Raw genomic sequence first — 19,250 nt, forward strand, 5'->3', positions numbered from 1 at the left:
GCAGCGTGTCGGCGTGAGGGCTGGACCGATTATTCCTGAACCGCTTTCTCGACATGCTCCGACGCCGACCAGATCCGGTAGCGCACTTCGACATCTTTGGGTACGTAGAGCACGATTGGCAACTTGCTGTTGTAACGCAGCCTGAAGCCGTCACCCACCACAGGTACGAAGTCCTTTTTGCTCTTGCTGTCGGGGCACGCCATCCGCGTACTCATCGGGCCGATGACGTTTTCCAGCCGGTAATACGGGTAACCCCACCCCTCAAGATTCTTTTCCTCAAGCATGCCACCCAGGCGCTGACGGTTGCAGTCGACGGTCAGGGTTTTGCCGGCCAGAATTTCGACTTCATAACCATCTTCCTGTTGTTGCGGGGCGAGGTGAATGACCTGGCGGGTAAAACCGCTCTCGGGCTTTGGATATGGCGCGACGTTTTCGAGGGTTGCGGCGTGGGCGACGGACGACAGAGCGGCAACTATCAGCCCGACGGTCGTATTAAGCGGTAAAGCACCCATGATGCCTCCTTGCGTGTGTGTGGGGTCAGCAGATACTGAATGGATGGGCCGCATTCTCACTGCCGTCCTCACCCAATGCAAACCCGCCATCGGCGGTGTTTGCAAAATGCAGGTCTTGAAACAGTCCTTTCTTGCATTTTGCATGACTCGATGTGTTGCCATTCACCCTAAACCCCTGATTTGCCGACGAGGCGCAGAGCGAAATTCCGGGCATGTTTTATGCTGTAGCTGTCTTGAGCTGGCCACGATTCCTACTGAGTCAGCGCTGAAACAGGAAAGCGGTTGGATATTGGAACAATCAGGCCCCCCACGGAAGAGAAGCAACGGGCGATTTGAGTTCCGACCGACATTGATTTTTGATTGGCAATTTCACAAACCGAGAGGGTGGCCATGTTTCTTTCTGCCTTGGAACTACGCAATATCATTGAGAGCAGTTTTCTCCCGAAACGCTGTCAATGCACGCTGTCACCGGACCTGTCGATGACGGTCAAGGTGTACTCGGATCGCGAAACGGATCATCTCGATTTGTTCGTCACCGGCATAGACGCTCAGCGCCTCAATGGATGTAGAGAGATAAAAGATCTGATCGTCGAGTTGCGTTCGGACCTTGAACATCACGTTATCGAGCATCCATACAGCCCAAGGTCAAAGGCCCATTAACCGGCCGTTTCACCCAGTTCGACCGACACGCGCCGGGTCTGGATAAACCCCAGACCCAGTGCCAATTCCACCAGGATCGCCAGCAAAATACCCGGCCCGGCATGGCCGTTGAGCCATTCGCCGAAGCTCAGTGCTGCCAAACCAAAACTGTCAGTTCTGATAACTGCAAGCGTCAGAAAATTTTAGGTAGGTGATTTCCGCAGGCTTGCCCGAGACGCTATCGATGTATTTCATGTTGGCCGTGACCACTTGGCAATCCAGCGTCGACGGTTCGGTCATGGAAATGACCTTGCCCACATGCAGCGGCATGCCGTAGTGATAGGGCACGGCCTGGGAGGACGACGTCTCGTTGGCCTGGGCCAGACCGGCAAATGCAGTGCAAGCGAGGACAGTGGTGATCAGCAATGTTCGCATGTTCATGATGGAGCTCCAGTGCAGACGGAATGTCAGTTCGACTGAAGGGCGTCGAACCTGCCGCACTGGGCGTCAGACGGGGCTGAGGGCGTGCGGTCCAGTAAAGTTTTGGACCGCGGAGTTAAGCGATGGTTAACCGGATTGGAATGCCGCTTGTCGTGAGGGATGTGGATGAGCCCCCGGTTGATCGTGAGTTACAACTTTTCGGTGTTGTATCCGCTTTCGCGGGCAAGCCTCGCTCCTACGGGATTTGCGCAGATCCATCGATCACGACTAAAACACTGTAGGAGCGAGCGGTGCGACGATCCGACTTGCCCGCGAAGGGACCATTAAATTCAGCGCAACTCTAGCTGGTGCCGATACGGCAAATCTGGCCCGGTCTTGCTGCAGGTCAATGCCGCAGCGCTCACTGCAAACTTGAGCATCGCGTCAATGTGCTTGCGACTCAGCTGCTGCAAACCTTCAACCGAATCCAGCTGCTGCTCGGTCAACCAGGTAATCAGCGCCGCCTGAAACGTATCACCGGCCCCCACCGTGTCGGCAATCTTCACCGAGCAGGCCGGCACTGACCACGAACCATGGGCACGGCTGAACACCGTCGCGCCTTCGCCGCCGCGGGTCAGGAATACCAACTGACAGCGATGCTCCAGCCAGCCTTCGATGACGCGCTGAGGGTCCTGTTCGGGATATAACAGGCTCAAGTCTTCATCACTGACCTTGATCAGATCCGCCAGCTCCACCAGCATGGCCATCCGCGAACGCCACAACTCGATGTTCGGCTCGGGATTCAGGCGCACGTTCGGGTCGAGGCTGATCAGGCGTTTGCCGCTTTCCCGTTGCACCAATGCCAATAACGTATCGGCAATCGGTTGCACCACCAACGAGAACGAGCCGACGTGCAACCCGCGCACTTCAGGCCCTAGCTCTGGCAGATGCGCCAGGCTCAACTGCCGATCAGCGCAACCTTCGCCACGAAAGCTGTAGTGGGGCGAGCCATTGGCACCGACCGCGACCATCGCCAACGTGGTCGGTGCGGCAAAGTCCACGAGGTAGTCCGGGCGCACCCCTTCATCCTGCAGCACTTGCTGCAAACGTCGGCCGAGGTAATCGGTCGATAGCCCGCCAAACAGCGCGGCGTCCACGCCCAAGCGGCGCAAACCTACGGCCACGTTGAACGGCGAGCCACCGGCAATTGCCTTGATATTCACTTTGGACGCCAGACCGCTGGCATCGTCTTCGCTGAAGAAATCGAACAGCGCTTCGCCACACACCAGATACATAGTTATTCGCTCTCTTAAAGGGTTGCGACATGCTGTTGATAGCGTTCGTAGGCCTGCTGACAGGCCGCCACATTTTCTGCAATCGGTAAGGTTTCACTGGCCAGATCGAGCTTTACGCAGCGCTCGCACAAGTCCGCCAGGCTGTTTTCGTGACCGTTTGCCCAAGACTTGCACCACGCGGCCTGAATCGCTGCGCCGAGGGCCGCGGCCTCGCTGTGTTCGGTGCAAATCACTGGCGTATTCATGATGTCAGCGACGATCTGTAGCCACACCGGGCTCTTCGAGCCGCCGCCGATCAGGCAGATGCTGCGGCTTTGTAAGCCGTTCTGGCGCAGCAGGTCCAGCCCATAACGCAAACCGAAGGTGGTGCCTTCCACCACGGCGCGGCACAGATTGGCTCGGGTCAGGTTGGTCATGGTCAGCCCCAGCAGGCTGCCGCTGGCATGGGGCAGGGCGGGCACGCGTTCGCCATTGAGGAACGGCAGCATGCACACGCCTTCGGCACCAATTGGCGCTTGCGCGACCAAGGCGTTGAACGCTTCGATATCCAATTCGAATAACTCGCGAATCGCGCCGGTCGCGTTGGTCAGGTTCATCGTGCAGATCAACGGCAACCAGCCGCCGCTGGAGGAGCAGAACGTCGCGACCGAGGCATCCGTGCTGACGTTTGGCTGCTCGGCATAGGCGTAAACCGTCCCCGAGGAGCCGAGGCTCATGGTGATTGCGCCGGGCTTTATATTGCCGGTGCCGATGGCGCCCATCATGTTATCGCCGCCACCGCTGGAGACCAGGGCCTTGGGGTTGATGCCCAAATGTTCGGCGATGCTCGGCAAGATTGTCCCGACCGGCTGATGGGCGTCGATCAGCTCCGGGAGTGCGGCTTGCAGGCGTCCGGTGGGGTCGAGGTCGCGCAGCAGTTGCAAGTCCCACTGACGGGTGCGCACGTTGAAATAACCGGTGCCCGAGGCATCGCCATACTCGCTGCAACTGCGGCCGGTGAGCCAGAAGTTGAGGTAGTCATGGGGCAGCAGGATGCGGGCGATTCGGGCGAAGACCGCCGGGTGCTGTTCTTTGGTCCAGAGCAGTTTGGACACGGTGTAACCCGGCGCGATGACTACGCCGAGGCGTTCCAGTGAGCCTTTTTCGCCGCCCAGATGGGCGAGCAAGCGGTCGTTTTCCGGCGTGGACTCGGTGTCGCACCAGAGCTTGGCCGGGCGCAGGACCTGGCCGCGATCGTCGAGCAGTACCAGGCCATGTTGCTGGCCGGAAACGCCGATGCCGAGGATCGCCTGACCGTCTACATTTGCTGCGAGCAATGCGCGGTGGGTGGCCAGGGTCAAGGCTTCCAGCCATTGGGCGGTGTCTTGCTCGCGACGACCATTGGCGCCGCTGATGAGATTGTGGGTGGCAGCGCCCTGACCGAGAACCTGGCCGCTGTGCGCGTCGAGGACAATGGCTTTGGTGCCTTGGGTGCCGCAGTCGATGCCGAGGAAAAGTTGTTGGTTTGCCATGCAAGATCCTTGGTGTGTCAGGTCGATCTCGGTGAACCCATTCGCGGGCAAGCCTCGCTCCTACAGGATTTGTAGCGTTCATGACTAAACGCCTGACCTGTAGGAGCGAGGCTTGCCCGCGAAGACGGCAGCAGGTTCACCACCATTCTTACGCCAGAACCCGCTCCAACGTCTTCGTCACCCCAACCTCCCGCAAGCAGTTACAGCACCACTCGAACGCCGCCACGAACTCCGGTGAGCGCGGGATCTCTGTACCGAAAATTTCCTCAACCTCCAGCAACCGCTGAGTGATCAACACATCATCCGCCACCAGCGCCTGACAGAATGCCGCCCGCGGATCGGGAATCGAGTAGGTCTTGCCATGCTCATCCATGCCTTTGAGGTACAGCGCCCACGCCGCAACTACCAGCGCCGCACGCTTGGTCTCCTGGCCGTCGGCAATCAAGCGGTTGATGGTCGGCACGGTGAATTTCGGAAACTTCGAAGAGCCATCCGAACACACCCGCTCCAGCTGATCGGCAATCGCCTGGTTGGAGAAGCGCGCCACCAGAGTGTTTTTGTACTCGGTCAGGTCGATCCCCGGCACCGGCGCCAGTTGTGGCGTCACGTCCAGGTCCATGTAGGCGCGCATGTAACGCACGAACAGCGGGTCGTTCATGGTTTCGTGAACGAAGCGGTAACCCTTCAAAAAGCCCAGATAGGTCAGGGCCAGATGGCTGCCGTTGAGCAGTTTGATCTTCATCTCTTCGTAAGGCGTGACGTCGTCGGTGAACTGCACGCCGACCTTTTCCCAGGCCGGGCGACCGTTGACGAATTTGTCTTCCAGTACCCACTGCACAAAGGGTTCGCAGACCACCGGCCAAGCGTCATCAACCGCATGTTTGTCGGCCAGTTGCAGACGATGCTCGGTGCTGGTCATCGGCGTAATGCGGTCGACCATGGCGTTGGGGAAGCTGACATGGCGCTCGATCCAGTCGCGTAGATCGGCATCACGCAGGGCGGCGAAGGCGAGCAAGGCTTTACGGGTCACGGCGCCGTTGTGCGGCAGGTTATCGCAGGACATCAGTGTGAACGCGGGCGTACCGGCTGCGCGCCGTTTGGCCAGCGCCGCACAGAGGAACCCGAACACGGTTTTCGGCGCGTTCGGGTGAGCCAGGTCGTACTGGATTTGCGGCAGGTGGGCCATGAACTCGCCGTTGCTGTCGTCGATGCAATAGCCACCCTCGGTGATGGTCAGCGAGACGATACGAATCTGGGGGCTGGCAAGCTTGTCGATCAGCGCTTCGGCGCTGTCTTCGGCCAGCAGCATGTCGCGGATGGCACCGATAACCCGGATTTCGGCGTCGTCGGCGTCGCCGAGTTCGACCAGGGTAAACAGATAGTCCTGCTCTTTGAGATCGTCCCGGGCGCGGCGGTCTTCGGCGCGCAGGCCGACCCCGCAAATGGTCCAGTCGAGCGCTTCGCCGGTATTCATCAAGGCGTCGGTGTAGTACGCCTGATGCGCGCGGTGGAAACCGCCGACGCCAATGTGCGCGATGCCTTGGCGGGTATCGCTCAGGCTGTAGGCGGGCAGGGCTACCTCGGGGGCGAGGCGGTTGAGGTTGTGTTTATTCAGTTTCATCGCATGCTCTCGGATCAGGCTGCGGCGCGCAGTGGGCGGGTCAGCGCCACGCCGTGGGCATCGAATAAATGGCAGTGTTCGGCGTCCAGGTGCAGGCTCAGGGTTTCGCCATAACGGCTGGCCAGATCGCCGCGAACGCGCATGGTCAGCGCTTCGCCGGAAGACGTCAGGACGTGGCAGAAGGTGTCGCTGCCCAAGCGTTCGCTGACATCGGCAGTCACTTGCAGCGTGCAGTCGCCGAGTCGCGCTAGCTCCAGATGTTCTGGGCGAATTCCCAGGGTCACGGCGCCGCCGACGCTCAGGTTGGCAGCGCTCAGCGGCAGGGTGATGCGGGTGCCGGCGTCCAGCAGCACTTCGCAGCTTTGGCCGTTGACGCGGGTGACTTTGCCCTTGAGGAAGCCCATTTTCGGCGTGCCGAGGAAGCCGGCGACAAACAGGTTGGCCGGCTGGTGATACAGGTCCAGTGGCGAACCGACTTGCTCGATCTTGCCGCCATTGAGGACGACGACTTTGTCGGCCATGGTCATGGCTTCGACCTGATCGTGGGTCACGTAGATCATCGTGGCTTGCAGTTCTTTGTGCAGGCGCAACAGTTCCAGTCGCATCTGCACCCGTAGGGCGGCGTCGAGGTTGGACAATGGTTCGTCGAACAGGAAGATTTTCGGGTTACGCACGATGGCCCGACCAATCGCCACACGTTGACGCTGACCGCCAGACAGTTGCTTCGGCTTGCGTTCGAGCATCGGCCCGAGTTCAAGGATGCGCGCCGCTTCGCCGACTTTCTTCTCGACTTCGGCCTTCGCTACACCGGCCAGGTCCAAGGCAAACGACATGTTTTTGCGCACGCTCATGTGCGGGTACAGGGCGTAGGTCTGGAACACCATCGCGAGGTCGCGCTTGGCCGGGCTGACTTCGGTGATGTCGCGGCCATCCAGTTCGATGGTGCCGCCGCTGACCTCTTCAAGACCCGCGATCAACCGCAGCAGGGTGGATTTGCCGCAGCCCGACGGGCCGACGAATACCACGAATTCCTTGTCATTCACTTCCAGGTCGATGCCTTTGATGATGGAAAAACCTTCGAAGCCTTTTTGCAGATTTTTGATTTTCAGGTTGGCCATGATGATGGGCCTCCACATGTTGTTATTCATTTAAGCCGGACGGCTTTTTGTAGGAGCCAGGCTTGCCGGCGAAGGCGTCCGTCAAATCGCCTTCGCCGGCAAGCCGTGCTCCTACAGGGATTGGATCGGATTCATTTCACGGCGCCGAACGACAGGCCGCGGACCAATTGTTTCTGGCTGATCCAGCCGAAGATCAGGATCGGTGCACAGGCCAAGGTCGACACTGCCGACAACTTGGCCCAGAACAGACCTTCAGGACTCGAGTACGAGGCGATCAACGCGGTCAGTGGTGCAGCCTGCGACGAGGTCAGGTTCAGCGACCAGAACGCTTCGTTCCAGCACAGGATCAGCGATAGCAATACCGTGGAAGCCAGGCCGCCCTTGGCGATCGGCAGCAACACTCGGACCATTTCCTGCCACAGCGTTGCGCCGTCCAGGCGTGCGGCTTCGAGGATGTCTTTGGGGATGTCTTTGAAGTAGGTGTAAATCATCCAGACCACGATCGGCAGGTTGATCAGCGTGTAAATCACGATCAGCGCGATTCGCGTGTCCAGCAGGCCGAAACTCTTGGCCAGCAGGTAGATCGGCATCAGCACGCCCACCGGTGGCAGCATCTTGGTCGAGAGCATCCACAGCAGCGTGCCTTTGGTGCGCTGGGTTTCGTAGAACGCCATGGAGTAGGCCGCCGGCACCGCGATCAGCAGGCACAGGGCCGTGGCGCTGAAGGAAATCACCACCGAGTTCCAGGCGAAGCTGAAGTAGTCGCTGCGCTCGTTGATGTGCAGGTAGTTCTCCAGCGTCGGTGTGAAGATGAACTGCGGCGGCGTGGCGAACGCGTCGATTTCGGTTTTGAAACTGGTCATCACCATCCAGAAGATCGGGAAGAAGATCAGGATCGCGATGGCCCAGGCCAGAGTGCCGAGCAGCAGGCTTTGCAGACGGCGGGATTGTTGAAGAGTCATGGCGCAGGCCTCAGGCTTTATCTGTCAGGTTTTTGCCGATCATCCGTACCAGCACGATGGCCGCGATGTTGGCAATCAACACCGCGATCAAACCACCGGCGGACGCCATGCCGACGTCGAACTGCACCAGCGCCTGGTTGTAGATCAGGTAGGCGAGGTTGGTCGAGGCGTAGCCGGGGCCACCGTTGGTGGTGGTGAAGATTTCGGCGAACACCGACAGCAGGAAGATGGTTTCAATCATCACCACCACCGCGATTGGCCGGGCCAGGTGCGGCAGGGTCAGGTGCCAGAAAATCGCGATGGGACCGGCACCGTCCAGGCGTGCGGCTTCTTTCTGCTCCTGATCGAGGGACTGCATGGCGGTCATCAGGATCAGGATCGCGAAGGGCAGCCATTGCCACGAGACAATGATGATGATCGACAGCAGCGGGTAATGCGCCAGCCAGTCCACCGGCTGCGCGCCGAACAGCTTCCAGATGTAGGCGAGAATCCCCGAGACCGGGTGAAAGATCAGGTTTTTCCAGATCAGCGCACCGACGGTGGGCATGATGAAGAACGGCGAGATCAACATCACCCGCACGATGCCGCGACCGAGAAACTCACTGGCCTCCAGCAACGCGCTGATCAACACCCCGAACACCACGCTGATCAGCAGCACGCTACCCACCAGCAACAGGGTGTTGGTGGCGCCGGGCAGAAAGCCCGAGTCGCTCAGAAAGTAGCTGAAGTTCTCCAGCCCCACGAACTGGTTTTCGCCGGGGTAGAGCAGGTTGTAGCGGATCAGCGAAAAGTAAACGGTCATGCCCAGCGGCACGATCATCCACAGCAGCAGCAACGCCACCGAGGGGCTGACCAGAAACCAGCCGGGGTTGGTCAACCGGCTTTTACGCACCGGTTGGGGGATGTCCATGTGAGCTTTGACAGTTGAGATATTCATGGCGATAGAACCGATTAAGTGCGAAAGCAGGCATAGCGCAAAACCAGTAGGAGCGAGGCTTGCCCGCGAAGGCGATTTGTCTGACACACCGCTTTCGCGGGCAAGCCTCGCTCCTACATGGGCCGTGGTTATTTGGGATAACCGGCGCGTTTCATCTCACGTTCGGTGGTTGACTGGGCGGCGGTCAGGGCCTGGTCGACCGTGGTCTGGCCGATCAGCGCTGCCGAGAACAGCTTGCCGACCTGGGTGCCCACCGCCTGGAACTCAGGGATGGTCACCAACTGAATGCCGACGTAGGGCACGGGTTTGAGCGACGGCTGACTCGGGTCCGCGGCCTTCAGCGATTCCAGCGTTACTTTGGCGAACGGCGCGGCAGTCATGTAGGCCTCGGTGTAGGTCGAGGCGCGAGTGCCTGGCGGCACGTTGACAATGCCGTCTTTTTCCGCGACCAGCGCACCGTATTCCTTGGAGGTGGCCCAGGCGCTGAACGTTTTCGCCGCGTCCTTGGCCTTGGAACTGGTCGGAATGGCCAGCGCCCAGGAATACAACCAGGCCGAACCTTTGTCGGTGGTTTCATGCGGTGCGTAGGTGAAGCCGACGTGATCGCTGACCTTGCTTTGGGTCTTGTCGGTGACGAACGAACCGGCGACGCTGGCATCGACCCAGATCGCACATTTACCGCTGTTGAACAGCGCCAGGTTTTCGTTGAAACCGTTGCTCGATGCCCCCGGTGGTCCGGACTTCTTCAGGGTGTCGACATAGAAGTTCAGCGCGTTCTTCCACTCAGGGCCAGTGAATTCCGGTTTCCACTGCTCATCGAACCAGCGTGCGCCGTAAGCATTGGCGACGGTGGTGATCAGGGCCATGTTCTCGCCCCAGCCTGCCTTGCCGCGCAGGCAGAGGCCGTACTGTTCTTTGTCCTTATTGGTGAGTTTGCCGGCAAATTCGCTGATCTGAGTCCAGGTCGGACGCTCGGGCATGGTCAGCCCGGCGTCCTTGAACAGGTCGGTGCGGTAATAGGTGATGGAGCTTTCAGCATAGAACGGCAGGGCATAGAGCGTGCCCTTGACCGAAAGGCCTTCACGCACTGAAGGGAACACGTCGTCGAGGGCGTAACTGGCCGGCAAGTCCTTCATCGGTTCCAGCCAACCCTTGGCACCCCAGAGTGCGGCTTCGTACATGCCGATGGTCAACACATCGAACTGTCCGCCCTGGGTAGCGATGTCGGTGGTCAGGCGTTGGCGCAGGACGTTTTCTTCGAGCACCACCCAATTGAGTTTGATGTCCGGATGCTCGGCCTCGAAGGTTTTCGAGAGCTTTTGCATGCGGATCATGTCGCTGTTGTTGACGGTGGCGATGGTCAGGGTCTGGGCGCCGAGACTGACGCTACTGAGGGTCATGCAGGTGAGAGCAAGCAGAGCTTTTACCGAAGGTTGCATCGTGCACTCCTTTTCTGCACCCGGAGGGTTACAGAAGGACAGTTATTGTTTTTGTGTCTTCCTGCGGAGGAAGAATGTGCGCTGATTACAGCCTTCAATCGATGGGCTGACAAATCATCCATCGCACTGTGACCGATACTTTTTTGCACTGGGCTTTGGTGCGGGAGATGCAAGGACAGGCTTTGCAGAGGCGAGGGGGCATCGAATTTGTACAGGGTTCACCGGCCTCTTCGCGGGCAAGCCTCGCTCCTACAGGGGGATGTGGTAAGGCTTTGCAGAGGTGAGCGGTCATTGAATTTGTACAGGTTTCACCGTCCCCTTCGCGGGCAAGCCTCGCTCTTGTAGGAGCGAGGCTTGCCCGCGAAGGCGATCTAAAAATCACCACGTGACCAAGGGTTTCAGCCCAGGTTTTGCTCAGTCAAACGCTGCACGGCCAACCGCCGGTAGTGCGACGGCGTCATGCCCTTCAACTGCTGAAAACGCCGGTTGAAGTTGGAAATATTATTGAAGCCCGACTCGAAACACACATCGGTCACCGTTTTGTCGCCATCGGCCAGCAGCTCGCAGGATTTGCTGATGCGCAGGCGATTGACGAATTCGATAAAACAGCGCCCGGTGGCCTGTTTGAACACGCGACTGAAGTAGGTCGGCGTCAGCCCCAGGTGCTCGGCGACTTCTTCCAGCGGCAGTTCCCGGGCGTAATGGGCAAAGATGTAATCCACCGCCCGGTTGGTCCGGTCGATATTGTGTTCATCGGCCAATTGCGGCGTCGTGGCACCGGACAGCAACTGATAGTCATCGGACGCCGCCAGCAACTCCAGCAGAATGAAAAAATGCCCGAGCCGGGTCATGCCCTGAGTGTCGGCAATGCGCTGCATCAAGGCCACGGCCTGGCGGATCGTGCGCTTGCAGCGAAACTCGATGCCGTACTGCGCGCGCTCCAGCAAGGGTGCAAGTGTCTTGAGTTCGGAAAATACCTGATGACCGCTTTCAAACAGTTCGTCAGTGAAATTGACCAGCATGTCGCGCTTGGGCACCACTTCGTCTTCGGCGACCTGGCTGATCCAGTTGTGGGGCAGGTTGGGGCCGGTGAGGAACAGGCTTTCGGGGTAGAAGTTGCCGATGTAGTCGCCGATAAACACCTTGCCGGAGCTGGCGACGATCAGGTGCAGTTCGTATTCCTTGTGGAAATGCCAGCGCACCAGAGGGCAGGGGAAGCCGTGCTGACGATAAATGATGGACAACCCATTGCGGTCGTCCATCAATTCGTAGGAAGGATCGGTAACTCTGGCTGTTCGGCTCATGTCAGGACACTTTTATTATTATCGCGTTCTAATCATGCCTCTGCGTGGCAGGTAACGCCAGTTTCACCGATGCAAAGTCTGGCGCTATACAGTGCGTCGCTGCGCCTTGATTATGTTAGCGGTACGGCAGTTGTGCACGAGACGGGACTCTTCGAAGAAATCCGTATTGATAATGCTGCAGTCGAGCAGCCAGTTGCCGGATTCGGGATCGAACCATCGGTCCAGATGCTCCTTGATGTCCACAGGCCCCAAGGCGAGGTTGTAACTGGTAGCGGAGAGCGACCACGGCATACGACCGGATGGAGGGGCCTGCATCGTTCGGATAATGTGGTTCTCCAGTTCAACGACGCTGGTGTCCGCAATTCCGCTCCAGCGATGTTCGATTTCCGGGAGAAACCAGGTACGGTCCAGAGCCGGGTGGCGCTCAGCGGTCAACCACACCCGCTGGACGCGGCTTGCCTGTTTCAATTGACCCACACTCAGATGCCAGTTGCTGGAAGTAATGATTCTTGGCCCAAGATGCGTCAACAGAAAACGGTCGAACTCTCGATAATCGAAGACGACGTTGCCGGCCTTCAGTTGATGGAAATCCAGCAGTACAAACTCGTCGGGGCTTTCCTCGAGAAAACGAACCACATGCATGATCAGGTTTTCCAGTGAGCGGGATGACCGTACTCCCTGATGCTGGAACCAGAACGTGCCGACCCCTCTGGAATCCCGGTGATACTCGACCCTGGCATCAAGGGCGCGCGCGCCATTGCGTAGCTGATCGTAAAAAGAATTGTTCTGACACGCCGCCCAGTGCGCAATGCCTGGTCCTGCGTACGTGGCTTTTTTGTCGACACCACTATTATGGGCTCCCGGCAGAATCAATTCGCCAAGTGTTAAAGTATCGATGCTTGAAGTGGAGGCCATCCATTGGCTGAGTTCAAGATTTTCTAATGCGATATTGGTCATAAAATGCTTCCTTGCATGTATGAGTGGCACCCGCTTTGGTGGGCGCGAAGTTAAGTTGAAGGTGCCAGATATTTATAATGGTCAAGCGCTGAAATGACCAACACCGACTTGATACGAGAGGTATCTTGTCGGTGTATTTTAAAGTTCGTCCAGATGGAAAATTAGTTGGGTCTGAATGGGGGCTTTGTTTATGTTGTTGGAATGCGGTTTTTTGCTTCAATCCATTGCGCCATGTACTGGGTGCTTTTATGTTGGTGGTGGCGCAACATGCTGCCAGTAAAGTTATCCCTTCTAAGTCGCGACAAGTGTTGTTGGCAGTACAGCAACTTCTCGATCAGCGCCGGGCCGTGTATTGATGGCCGATAGCGAGCGGTCAACAGCGCCTGCCCATGGGATTGGGCATTCATCCAGAGGTCTTTGTCTTTATAAAGACGAACCGCGCAATCGGCAAACTCACGCGCAGTTCGGGTCACCGCCCCCGGCCACGGCTGTTCACGATGCATCGCTTCTGCGCCAATCGGGGTGGTGACATTCGGCGTACCGCACAGCATAGCGTCGACAATCTTGCCTTTGATACCGGCACCAAAGCGCAGGGGCGCCAGACAAATACGCGTAGCAGACATAACGGCTAATGCATCTTCTGCCCAGTTCATCACATGAAAACCCTGGGCCGCATTGTGCAGGGCCGTGGCTTTAGGTGGCGTGTAGGCGCCGTAGAGGTGCAACTGCGCGTCGGGAAGCTGTTGGCGGATCAGCGGCCAGATTGTGGTTTTCATCCAGAGCACGGCATCCCAGTTCGGCGCATGACGGAAGTTACCGATACTGAGGAAATGCGCACGGTCCTCAAAGGCTGGCGGTGGTGCACTCGGCGGGTCGACCATCAGCGGACACCAGTGCAGCAAGTTGCGTGGCAGCCGGAATTGTTCGACCAGCAACTCGATTTCCACTTCGGAAATCATCAGGTTCAAATCACAGCGATACAGCGCTGCGATCTCCCGTTTGGCCAGATCGGTGTCAGCCATCAGCTCGAACTCTTCGCGCAGCGCCGGGGCGAACAGCCCGGTGAAATCATCCACGTCGTCACTGGCCTTCAGGCGGTCCTTGAGGCGTTGATGTCGAGCATGCCGCAGGCTTTGCAGGTCGGAGGTCTCCAGCACGCGCAAGGCGTCAGGGCAGTTTTTTTCGACTCGCCAGCCGAACTGCTCTTCCATCATGAACTGGTCGAACAACACGATATCCGGTGCCAGTTCACTGACAAAGGTGTCGAAACTGCTGTTATTCAACTCGATTGGCACTTCGCGAATGCCCAGCGCGGTCAGGTCCGCACGGTGCTCACCGGTGCCGGCCGGGCTGCTGAAGGTAATCTCCCAGCCTTGCTGCAAGAACGTTTCGAGGATTTGCATGACATGCCCGCTCGCCGCGGAAGAGCGGGGCTCGGGCCAGACGTAACCAATGACCAGGACTTTGGTTGCGCGGGGCTGACTCATTGACGGGTATTCCTTGATGCGGGTAGAGAGTGGAGAGATCGGGGGGGACAAATCAGCCTAGACGAGTATACCTTTGACCTTGTCCCGCAATTGATCAATCGAGAACGGTTTGCCGATAAGATGCATGCCGTCCGGCACCTCGATGTTTTCGGCATAGCCGCTGGCGAACAGAATCGGCAATTCGGGACGCAGCATGCGCGCCTGCTTCGCCAGTTCCCGACCATCCATGACCGGCAACCCTATATCCGTCATCAGCAAATCGATGTCCTGGTCCTCATCGTTGAGGAACTCCAGCGCCTTTTCACAGCCATCCGCCGCAAGCACCCGGAATTCCAGTTCCTCCAGTACATCGACGATCAACGTGCGCACGATGGCATCGTCTTCGACGACTAGAATGGTGGAGGCGTTCGTGGGCATAGTGGGCTCTCAAGGTTTGGTTGGTGGTGACGTCGATCGAAATCGCCGGGCCCTTGGGTGAATCAGTGACGGACCACGACACGTTTGCGGCGCGCTATAAAAAACAATAGCCGCTCAAGAGCCGCACAGGATAACCGCTCCTTTGTTCCAGAGCAGTCAAATGCAGGGTTTTGCCGAAAAACATGTCGGAAAATTGGATCCACTCGGCAGTTATGGAGCAAACTCGGTTACTTTCAACAGTTCGACAAGGCCTCCCCATGACCTCTGCGCCCTCGGTTGATGAGCAACGATTCCGTAAACTCCTGAGCCGCAACGTCAGCCTGCCGCTGGGTGTCGGCGTCATCAGCGCAGTGTTCTTCGTTTCATTGATTACCTATTTGCTGTCGGTGATCCAGTGGGTCCAGCACACCGACCGGGTGATCAATAATGCCAATGAGTCGATAAAGCTGACCGTCGATCTGGAAACCGGCATGCGCGGTTTTCTGCTCAGTGATGACGAGCATTTTCTTGAGCCCTATGAGACGGCCAAGCCGAGAATCGCCGTCGCTCTCAACACCTTGCTCGACCTGACCGCCGACAACCCTGTCCAGACCGACCGCCTGCACCGGCTCCAGGCGTTGCAGACGGAATGGGCCCATTACGCGCAATCGATGATCGATTTGCGGCGCGCAAACGGTGACTACCGCAGCGTCATCAAGGCCGGGCGTGGCAAGCGGCTGACCGATGAGATTCGTAAGCAATTCGAAGACGTGATCGACATGGAGCAGCAGTTGCGTGCCACGCGCAACGAGGAAGTGCGCCAAACCACGATTTGGAGCATCGCCCTTTATCTGCTGTTCGTGGCCGGTATCAGCGGGTTGCTGGCCTACATTGGCCGTCGGGACTTGCTCAAATTGTCGCAAAGTTACAGCGCCAACCTCGCCGGGCAACAGGCCAGTGCCCGGCGCCTGGAACAGCAAGCCTGGTTGCGCAACGGCCAGACCGAACTGGCCGAGCAAGTCTTGGGGCAGTTATCGCTCAATCTGTTGGGGCGTAACATTCTGCAGTTCTGCGCCCAGTATTTAGGGACGGCTGTCGCGGCACTCTATGTCCGTGAGGATCATGGTGGTCTGAAACGCATCGCGTCTTACGGTTTCTCCCGGGAACAGGAAGCGCTTGAACAGCAGATTTACAGTGGCGAAGGGATTGTCGGCCAAGTGGCGCAACAGGCGCGCTTGATTCGTCTGGATGATGTGCCGAGTGATTACTTCAAGATCAGCTCAGGCCTGGGCGAAGGTTTACCGCACAGCGTGCTGGTGGTGCCGACCAGCGACGACGATCGGGTCAACGGTGTGATCGAGCTGGGGTTTCTGCGGGCGCTGACGGAGCGTGATATCGAACTGCTGGAATTGATTGCCGGCAACATCGGCACCTCGATCGAGGCCGCTCGATATCGTCAGCGCTTGCAGGAAGTGCTGGCCGAAGCCCAGCAACTCAACGAAGAGCTGCAGGTTCAGCAAGAAGAACTCAAGAGCACCAACGAAGAGCTGGAAGAGCGGTCGCGGATTCTCAAGGAGTCCCAGACTCACCTGGAAACCCAGCAGGTCGAGCTGGAGCAAACCAACGAACTACTCGCCGAGCAGGCGCAGATTCTGGCCGCGCAACGCGATGTCATGGACCTGAAGAACACCGAATTGAATCAGGCCCAGGTTGAGCTCGAAGCACGCGCCGAAGCGTTGCAGCGCTCAAGCCAATACAAGTCCGAATTCCTCGCCAACATGTCCCACGAGCTGCGCACGCCGCTGAACAGTTCGTTGATTCTGGCCAGGCTGTTGGCGGAAAACCCGCAGGAAAACCTCAGCGCCGAGCAGGTCAAGTTCGCCGAGTCGATCTACTCCGCCGGCAACGATTTGCTCAACCTGATCAACGACATTCTCGACATTTCCAAGGTCGAGGCCGGCAAACTTGAAGTGCGTCCGGAGAACACCCATGTTGCGCGTCTGGTGGAAGGCCTGCATAGCGTGTTCCTGCCGTTGGCTGCGGACAAGAAACTGGATTTTCAGATCCAATTGCAGGCCGATGCACCGCTGATGCTGTTCACCGACCGCCAGCGGCTGGAGCAAGTAATCAAGAACCTGCTGTCCAACGCAGTGAAGTTCACTGAAAAGGGCACGATCATCCTGAATGTCGCTGCTCAGCCGGGCGACTGCATCGCCTTTATTGTCCGCGATTCCGGCATCGGTATCGCCCCGGATCAGCAAGAAAGCATTTTCGAAGCCTTTCGTCAGGCCGATGGCACCACCAATCGTCGTTACGGCGGCACCGGCCTGGGTTTGTCGATTTCTCGTGATCTGGCCACGCTATTGGGCGGCTCCATCAGTGTGACCAGCACGCCGGGGCAGGGCAGTGTGTTCACCCTGGTGTTGCCGCAGCACTACGTTGAACCGGGCGATGCGCCTGTCGGGACGATGAAAGCCGCGCCGGTTGTCATGCCGAAAAACGCCGCGGTTGCTGCGCCTATGCCGCTGAGTGCCGACGCGGATATTCCGCGTTTCGACGATGATCGCAACAAGGCGCCATTCGTCACTCGCTGCATTCTGGTGGTGGAAGATGAGCCGAACTTTGCGCACATTCTCTACGACCTGGCTCATGAACTGGGTTATCAGTGCCTGGTGGCCCACGGCGCCGACGAAGGCTACGACCTGGCCAGGCAGTTCATCCCCGATGCGATTCTGTTGGATATGCGCCTGCCGGATCATTCCGGGCTGGCGGTATTGCAGCGTCTGAAAGAACATGCCGAAACCCGGCATATCCCGGTGCATGTGATTTCTGTCGAAGACCGTGTCGAGGCCGCCATGCACATGGGCGCCATCGGTTATGCGGTCAAACCCACCACGCGTGAGGAACTCAAGGCTGTGTTTGGCCGCCTCGAAGCCAAACTGACGCAGAAGGTCAAACGGGTATTGCTGGTCGAAGACGACGATGTGCAACGCGACAGCATCGCCCGACTGATCGGCGACGAGGACATCGAAATCACCGCCGTCGGCCTGGCGCAGGATGCGCTCGACTTGCTGCGCAGCACGATTTTCGACTGCATGATCATCGATCTGAAGCTGCCGGACATGCTCGGCAATGACTTGCTCAAGTGCATGTCCACCGAAGATATCTGCTCGTTCCCGCCGGTGATCGTCTATACCGGACGTAACCTGACCCGGGACGAAGAAGCCGAACTGCGCAAATATTCGCGCTCGATCATTATCAAGGGCGCGCGCTCGCCCGAGCGGTTGCTGGACGAAGTGACACTCTTTTTGCACAAAGTCGAATCCCGGTTATCCCAGGAACGCCAGACGATGCTCAGGACCGCCCGCAGTCGCGACAAGGTTTTTGAAGGACGTAAAGTGCTGCTGGTGGACGACGATGTACGTAACATCTTCGCCCTCACCAGTGCGCTGGAGCAAAAGGGCGCCATCGTGGTCATTGGCCGTAACGGCCGTGAAGCGATCGAGAAATTGAATGAAGTCGAGGACATTGACCTGGTGCTGATGGACGTGATGATGCCGCAGATGGATGGTTTTGAAGCCACCCTCGAAATCCGCAAGGACCCACGCTGGCGCAAGCTGCCGATCATTGCGGTGACGGCCAAGGCCATGAAGGACGATCAGGAGCGCTGCTTGCACGCCGGTGCCAATGACTACCTGGCCAAGCCCATCGACCTGGATCGCCTGTTCTCGCTGATTCGTGTGTGGTTACCGAAGATGGAGCGCCTCTAGTGGAGCGCGCCGAAATCGAATTGAGGTTGTTGATCGAGGCGATCTACCTCAAGTACAGCTACGATTTTCGCGATTATTCCGGCGCGTCGATCAAACGCCGGGTCAATCACGCCTTGAGTCAGTTCGAGTGCAAGACCATCTCGGCACTGCAGGAGAAGGTTCTGCACGATCCGACCGCGTTCATGCAACTGCTGCAATTGCTGACGATCCCGGTCAGCGAAATGTTCCGCGATCCTTCGCACTTCCTGGCCCTGCGCCGGGAAGTGGTGCCATTGCTCAAGACTTATCCGTCGATCAAGGTCTGGATCGCCGGTTGCAGCACCGGCGAAGAAGTCTATTCGATGGCGATTCTGCTGCGTGAAGAAGGCCTGCTGGATCGCTCCATCCTGTATGCCACAGACATCAACCCGCGCTCGCTGGATAAAGCCAGGCAGGGGATTTTCTCCCTGGAGAATGTTCGGGCCTACACTCACAACTACCAGCAGGCCGGCGGTCAGCGTTCATTCGCCGATTACTACACGGCGGCCTATGGCTACGCCATTTTCGACAAGAGCCTGTGCGATAACGTGACCTTCGCCGATCACAGCCTGGCCACCGACAGTGTGTTCTCGGAAACTCAGTTAATTTCGTGCCGTAACGTTTTGATTTATTTCAACAAAAAACTACAGGATCGCGCGTTCGGCCTGTTTCACGAATCCCTGTGTCATCGGGGTTTTCTGGCACTGGGCAATAAGGAAACCCTGGATTTCTCGGCTTATGGCAATCAATTTGAAGCATTGGTCAAACCAGAACGGATCTATCGAAAATTATGAACAGGGCAGTGCTGGATACTCATCGGCTGGATCTTCGCGGCATTGACCGTCTGTTTGTCGAGCCGGAACG

At 58.1% G+C, this 19,250-nt stretch carries 17 protein-coding genes; 3 read left to right on the forward strand and 14 right to left on the reverse strand.

Going from position 1 to position 19,250, the window contains the following annotated elements; genetic code table 11:
- Positions 1-29: 29 nt before the first annotated feature.
- The gene (gene eco, locus CKW20_RS22910; protein ID WP_095054922.1) at positions 30-512 is read right to left on the reverse strand and encodes a serine protease inhibitor ecotin; all 483 of its coding nucleotides are present in this window, start codon (positions 510-512) and stop codon (positions 30-32) included.
- 390 nt (positions 513-902) lie between these two features.
- Here eco and CKW20_RS22915 point away from each other — a divergent pair, with 390 nt between their 5' ends.
- Positions 903-1,172 carry a DUF1652 domain-containing protein gene (locus CKW20_RS22915; RefSeq protein ID WP_095054923.1) on the forward strand — a complete coding sequence of 90 codons (270 nt, stop codon included), beginning with the start codon at positions 903-905 and terminating at the stop codon, positions 1,170-1,172.
- On the opposite strand, the gene CKW20_RS29645 is transcribed toward CKW20_RS22915, so the two are convergent.
- The 13 genes from CKW20_RS29645 to CKW20_RS22975 all read right to left on the reverse strand — a co-directional run bounded on the left by CKW20_RS29645 (position 1,169) and on the right by CKW20_RS22975 (position 14,619).
- On the reverse strand, positions 1,169-1,312 hold the full coding sequence (locus CKW20_RS29645) for a hypothetical protein (RefSeq protein WP_176466949.1): 144 nt from the start codon (positions 1,310-1,312) through the stop codon (positions 1,169-1,171). The genes CKW20_RS22915 and CKW20_RS29645 overlap by 4 nt on opposite strands.
- Before the next feature lie 10 nt (positions 1,313-1,322).
- Complete coding sequence (locus tag CKW20_RS22920; protein ID WP_095054924.1) at positions 1,323-1,592, reverse strand: DUF2790 domain-containing protein; 270 nt, start codon at positions 1,590-1,592, stop codon at positions 1,323-1,325.
- Between the two features lie 329 nt (positions 1,593-1,921).
- Positions 1,922-2,866, reverse strand: coding sequence for a carbohydrate kinase (locus CKW20_RS22925; protein WP_095054925.1), 945 nt, complete (start codon positions 2,864-2,866; stop codon positions 1,922-1,924).
- A 14-nt stretch (positions 2,867-2,880) separates the two neighbouring features.
- Positions 2,881-4,377, reverse strand: coding sequence for a xylulokinase (xylB, locus tag CKW20_RS22930; protein WP_095054926.1), 1,497 nt, complete (start codon positions 4,375-4,377; stop codon positions 2,881-2,883).
- Positions 4,378-4,525: 148 nt separating this feature from the next.
- Positions 4,526-5,998, reverse strand: a complete 1,473-nt coding sequence (locus tag CKW20_RS22935; RefSeq protein WP_095054927.1) for a mannitol dehydrogenase family protein — start codon at positions 5,996-5,998, stop codon at positions 4,526-4,528.
- A 14-nt stretch (positions 5,999-6,012) separates the two neighbouring features.
- Positions 6,013-7,116 (reverse strand): ABC transporter ATP-binding protein, encoded by a 1,104-nt coding sequence (locus CKW20_RS22940; RefSeq protein WP_095054964.1) that lies wholly within the window; start codon positions 7,114-7,116, stop codon positions 6,013-6,015.
- 131 nt (positions 7,117-7,247) lie between these two features.
- The gene (locus CKW20_RS22945; RefSeq protein ID WP_095054928.1) at positions 7,248-8,078 is read right to left on the reverse strand and encodes a carbohydrate ABC transporter permease; all 831 of its coding nucleotides are present in this window, start codon (positions 8,076-8,078) and stop codon (positions 7,248-7,250) included.
- 10 nt (positions 8,079-8,088) lie between these two features.
- Positions 8,089-8,988, reverse strand: a complete 900-nt coding sequence (locus tag CKW20_RS22950; RefSeq protein WP_256585109.1) for a carbohydrate ABC transporter permease — start codon at positions 8,986-8,988, stop codon at positions 8,089-8,091.
- A 155-nt stretch (positions 8,989-9,143) separates the two neighbouring features.
- Positions 9,144-10,454 (reverse strand): sugar ABC transporter substrate-binding protein, encoded by a 1,311-nt coding sequence (locus CKW20_RS22955; protein ID WP_095054930.1) that lies wholly within the window; start codon positions 10,452-10,454, stop codon positions 9,144-9,146.
- A gap of 398 nt (positions 10,455-10,852) precedes the next feature.
- Complete coding sequence (locus CKW20_RS22960; protein WP_095054931.1) at positions 10,853-11,758, reverse strand: AraC family transcriptional regulator; 906 nt, start codon at positions 11,756-11,758, stop codon at positions 10,853-10,855.
- Positions 11,759-11,842: 84 nt separating this feature from the next.
- Positions 11,843-12,715 carry a phospholipase gene (locus CKW20_RS22965; RefSeq protein ID WP_095054932.1) on the reverse strand — a complete coding sequence of 291 codons (873 nt, stop codon included), beginning with the start codon at positions 12,713-12,715 and terminating at the stop codon, positions 11,843-11,845.
- 188 nt (positions 12,716-12,903) lie between these two features.
- The gene (locus tag CKW20_RS22970) at positions 12,904-14,202 is read right to left on the reverse strand and encodes a glycosyltransferase (protein WP_095054933.1); all 1,299 of its coding nucleotides are present in this window, start codon (positions 14,200-14,202) and stop codon (positions 12,904-12,906) included.
- A 57-nt stretch (positions 14,203-14,259) separates the two neighbouring features.
- Complete coding sequence (locus tag CKW20_RS22975) at positions 14,260-14,619, reverse strand: response regulator (protein ID WP_095054934.1); 360 nt, start codon at positions 14,617-14,619, stop codon at positions 14,260-14,262.
- Positions 14,620-14,876: 257 nt separating this feature from the next.
- Here CKW20_RS22975 and CKW20_RS22980 point away from each other — a divergent pair, with 257 nt between their 5' ends.
- Entirely contained in the window at positions 14,877-18,368 is a 3,492-nt protein-coding gene (locus tag CKW20_RS22980; protein WP_095054935.1) for a response regulator, read from the forward strand.
- Positions 18,368-19,180 (forward strand): protein-glutamate O-methyltransferase CheR, encoded by an 813-nt coding sequence (locus tag CKW20_RS22985; protein WP_095054936.1) that lies wholly within the window; start codon positions 18,368-18,370, stop codon positions 19,178-19,180. Before CKW20_RS22980 ends, CKW20_RS22985 begins: the two co-directional genes overlap by 1 nt.
- Positions 19,181-19,250: the final 70 nt, after the last annotated feature.

This window comes from Pseudomonas sp. Irchel s3b2 (genome assembly GCF_900187445.1).
Lineage (GTDB): Bacteria > Pseudomonadota > Gammaproteobacteria > Pseudomonadales > Pseudomonadaceae > Aquipseudomonas.

Coding starts and splice junctions, on each gene's coding strand:
- eco (WP_095054922.1), bottom strand. CDS start 512: ATGGGTGCTTTACCGCTTAATACGACCGTCGGGCTGATAGTTGCCGCT.
- CKW20_RS22915 (WP_095054923.1), top strand. CDS start 903: ATGTTTCTTTCTGCCTTGGAACTACGCAATATCATTGAGAGCAGTTTT.
- CKW20_RS22920 (WP_095054924.1), bottom strand. CDS start 1,592: ATGAACATGCGAACATTGCTGATCACCACTGTCCTCGCTTGCACTGCA.
- CKW20_RS22925 (WP_095054925.1), bottom strand. CDS start 2,866: ATGTATCTGGTGTGTGGCGAAGCGCTGTTCGATTTCTTCAGCGAAGAC.
- xylB (WP_095054926.1), bottom strand. CDS start 4,377: ATGGCAAACCAACAACTTTTCCTCGGCATCGACTGCGGCACCCAAGGC.
- CKW20_RS22935 (WP_095054927.1), bottom strand. CDS start 5,998: ATGAAACTGAATAAACACAACCTCAACCGCCTCGCCCCCGAGGTAGCC.
- CKW20_RS22940 (WP_095054964.1), bottom strand. CDS start 7,116: ATGGCCAACCTGAAAATCAAAAATCTGCAAAAAGGCTTCGAAGGTTTT.
- CKW20_RS22945 (WP_095054928.1), bottom strand. CDS start 8,078: ATGACTCTTCAACAATCCCGCCGTCTGCAAAGCCTGCTGCTCGGCACT.
- CKW20_RS22950 (WP_256585109.1), bottom strand. CDS start 8,988: ATGGACATCCCCCAACCGGTGCGTAAAAGCCGGTTGACCAACCCCGGC.
- CKW20_RS22955 (WP_095054930.1), bottom strand. CDS start 10,454: ATGCAACCTTCGGTAAAAGCTCTGCTTGCTCTCACCTGCATGACCCTC.
- CKW20_RS22960 (WP_095054931.1), bottom strand. CDS start 11,758: ATGAGCCGAACAGCCAGAGTTACCGATCCTTCCTACGAATTGATGGAC.
- CKW20_RS22965 (WP_095054932.1), bottom strand. CDS start 12,715: ATGACCAATATCGCATTAGAAAATCTTGAACTCAGCCAATGGATGGCC.
- CKW20_RS22970 (WP_095054933.1), bottom strand. CDS start 14,202: ATGAGTCAGCCCCGCGCAACCAAAGTCCTGGTCATTGGTTACGTCTGG.
- CKW20_RS22975 (WP_095054934.1), bottom strand. CDS start 14,619: ATGCCCACGAACGCCTCCACCATTCTAGTCGTCGAAGACGATGCCATC.
- CKW20_RS22980 (WP_095054935.1), top strand. CDS start 14,877: ATGACCTCTGCGCCCTCGGTTGATGAGCAACGATTCCGTAAACTCCTG.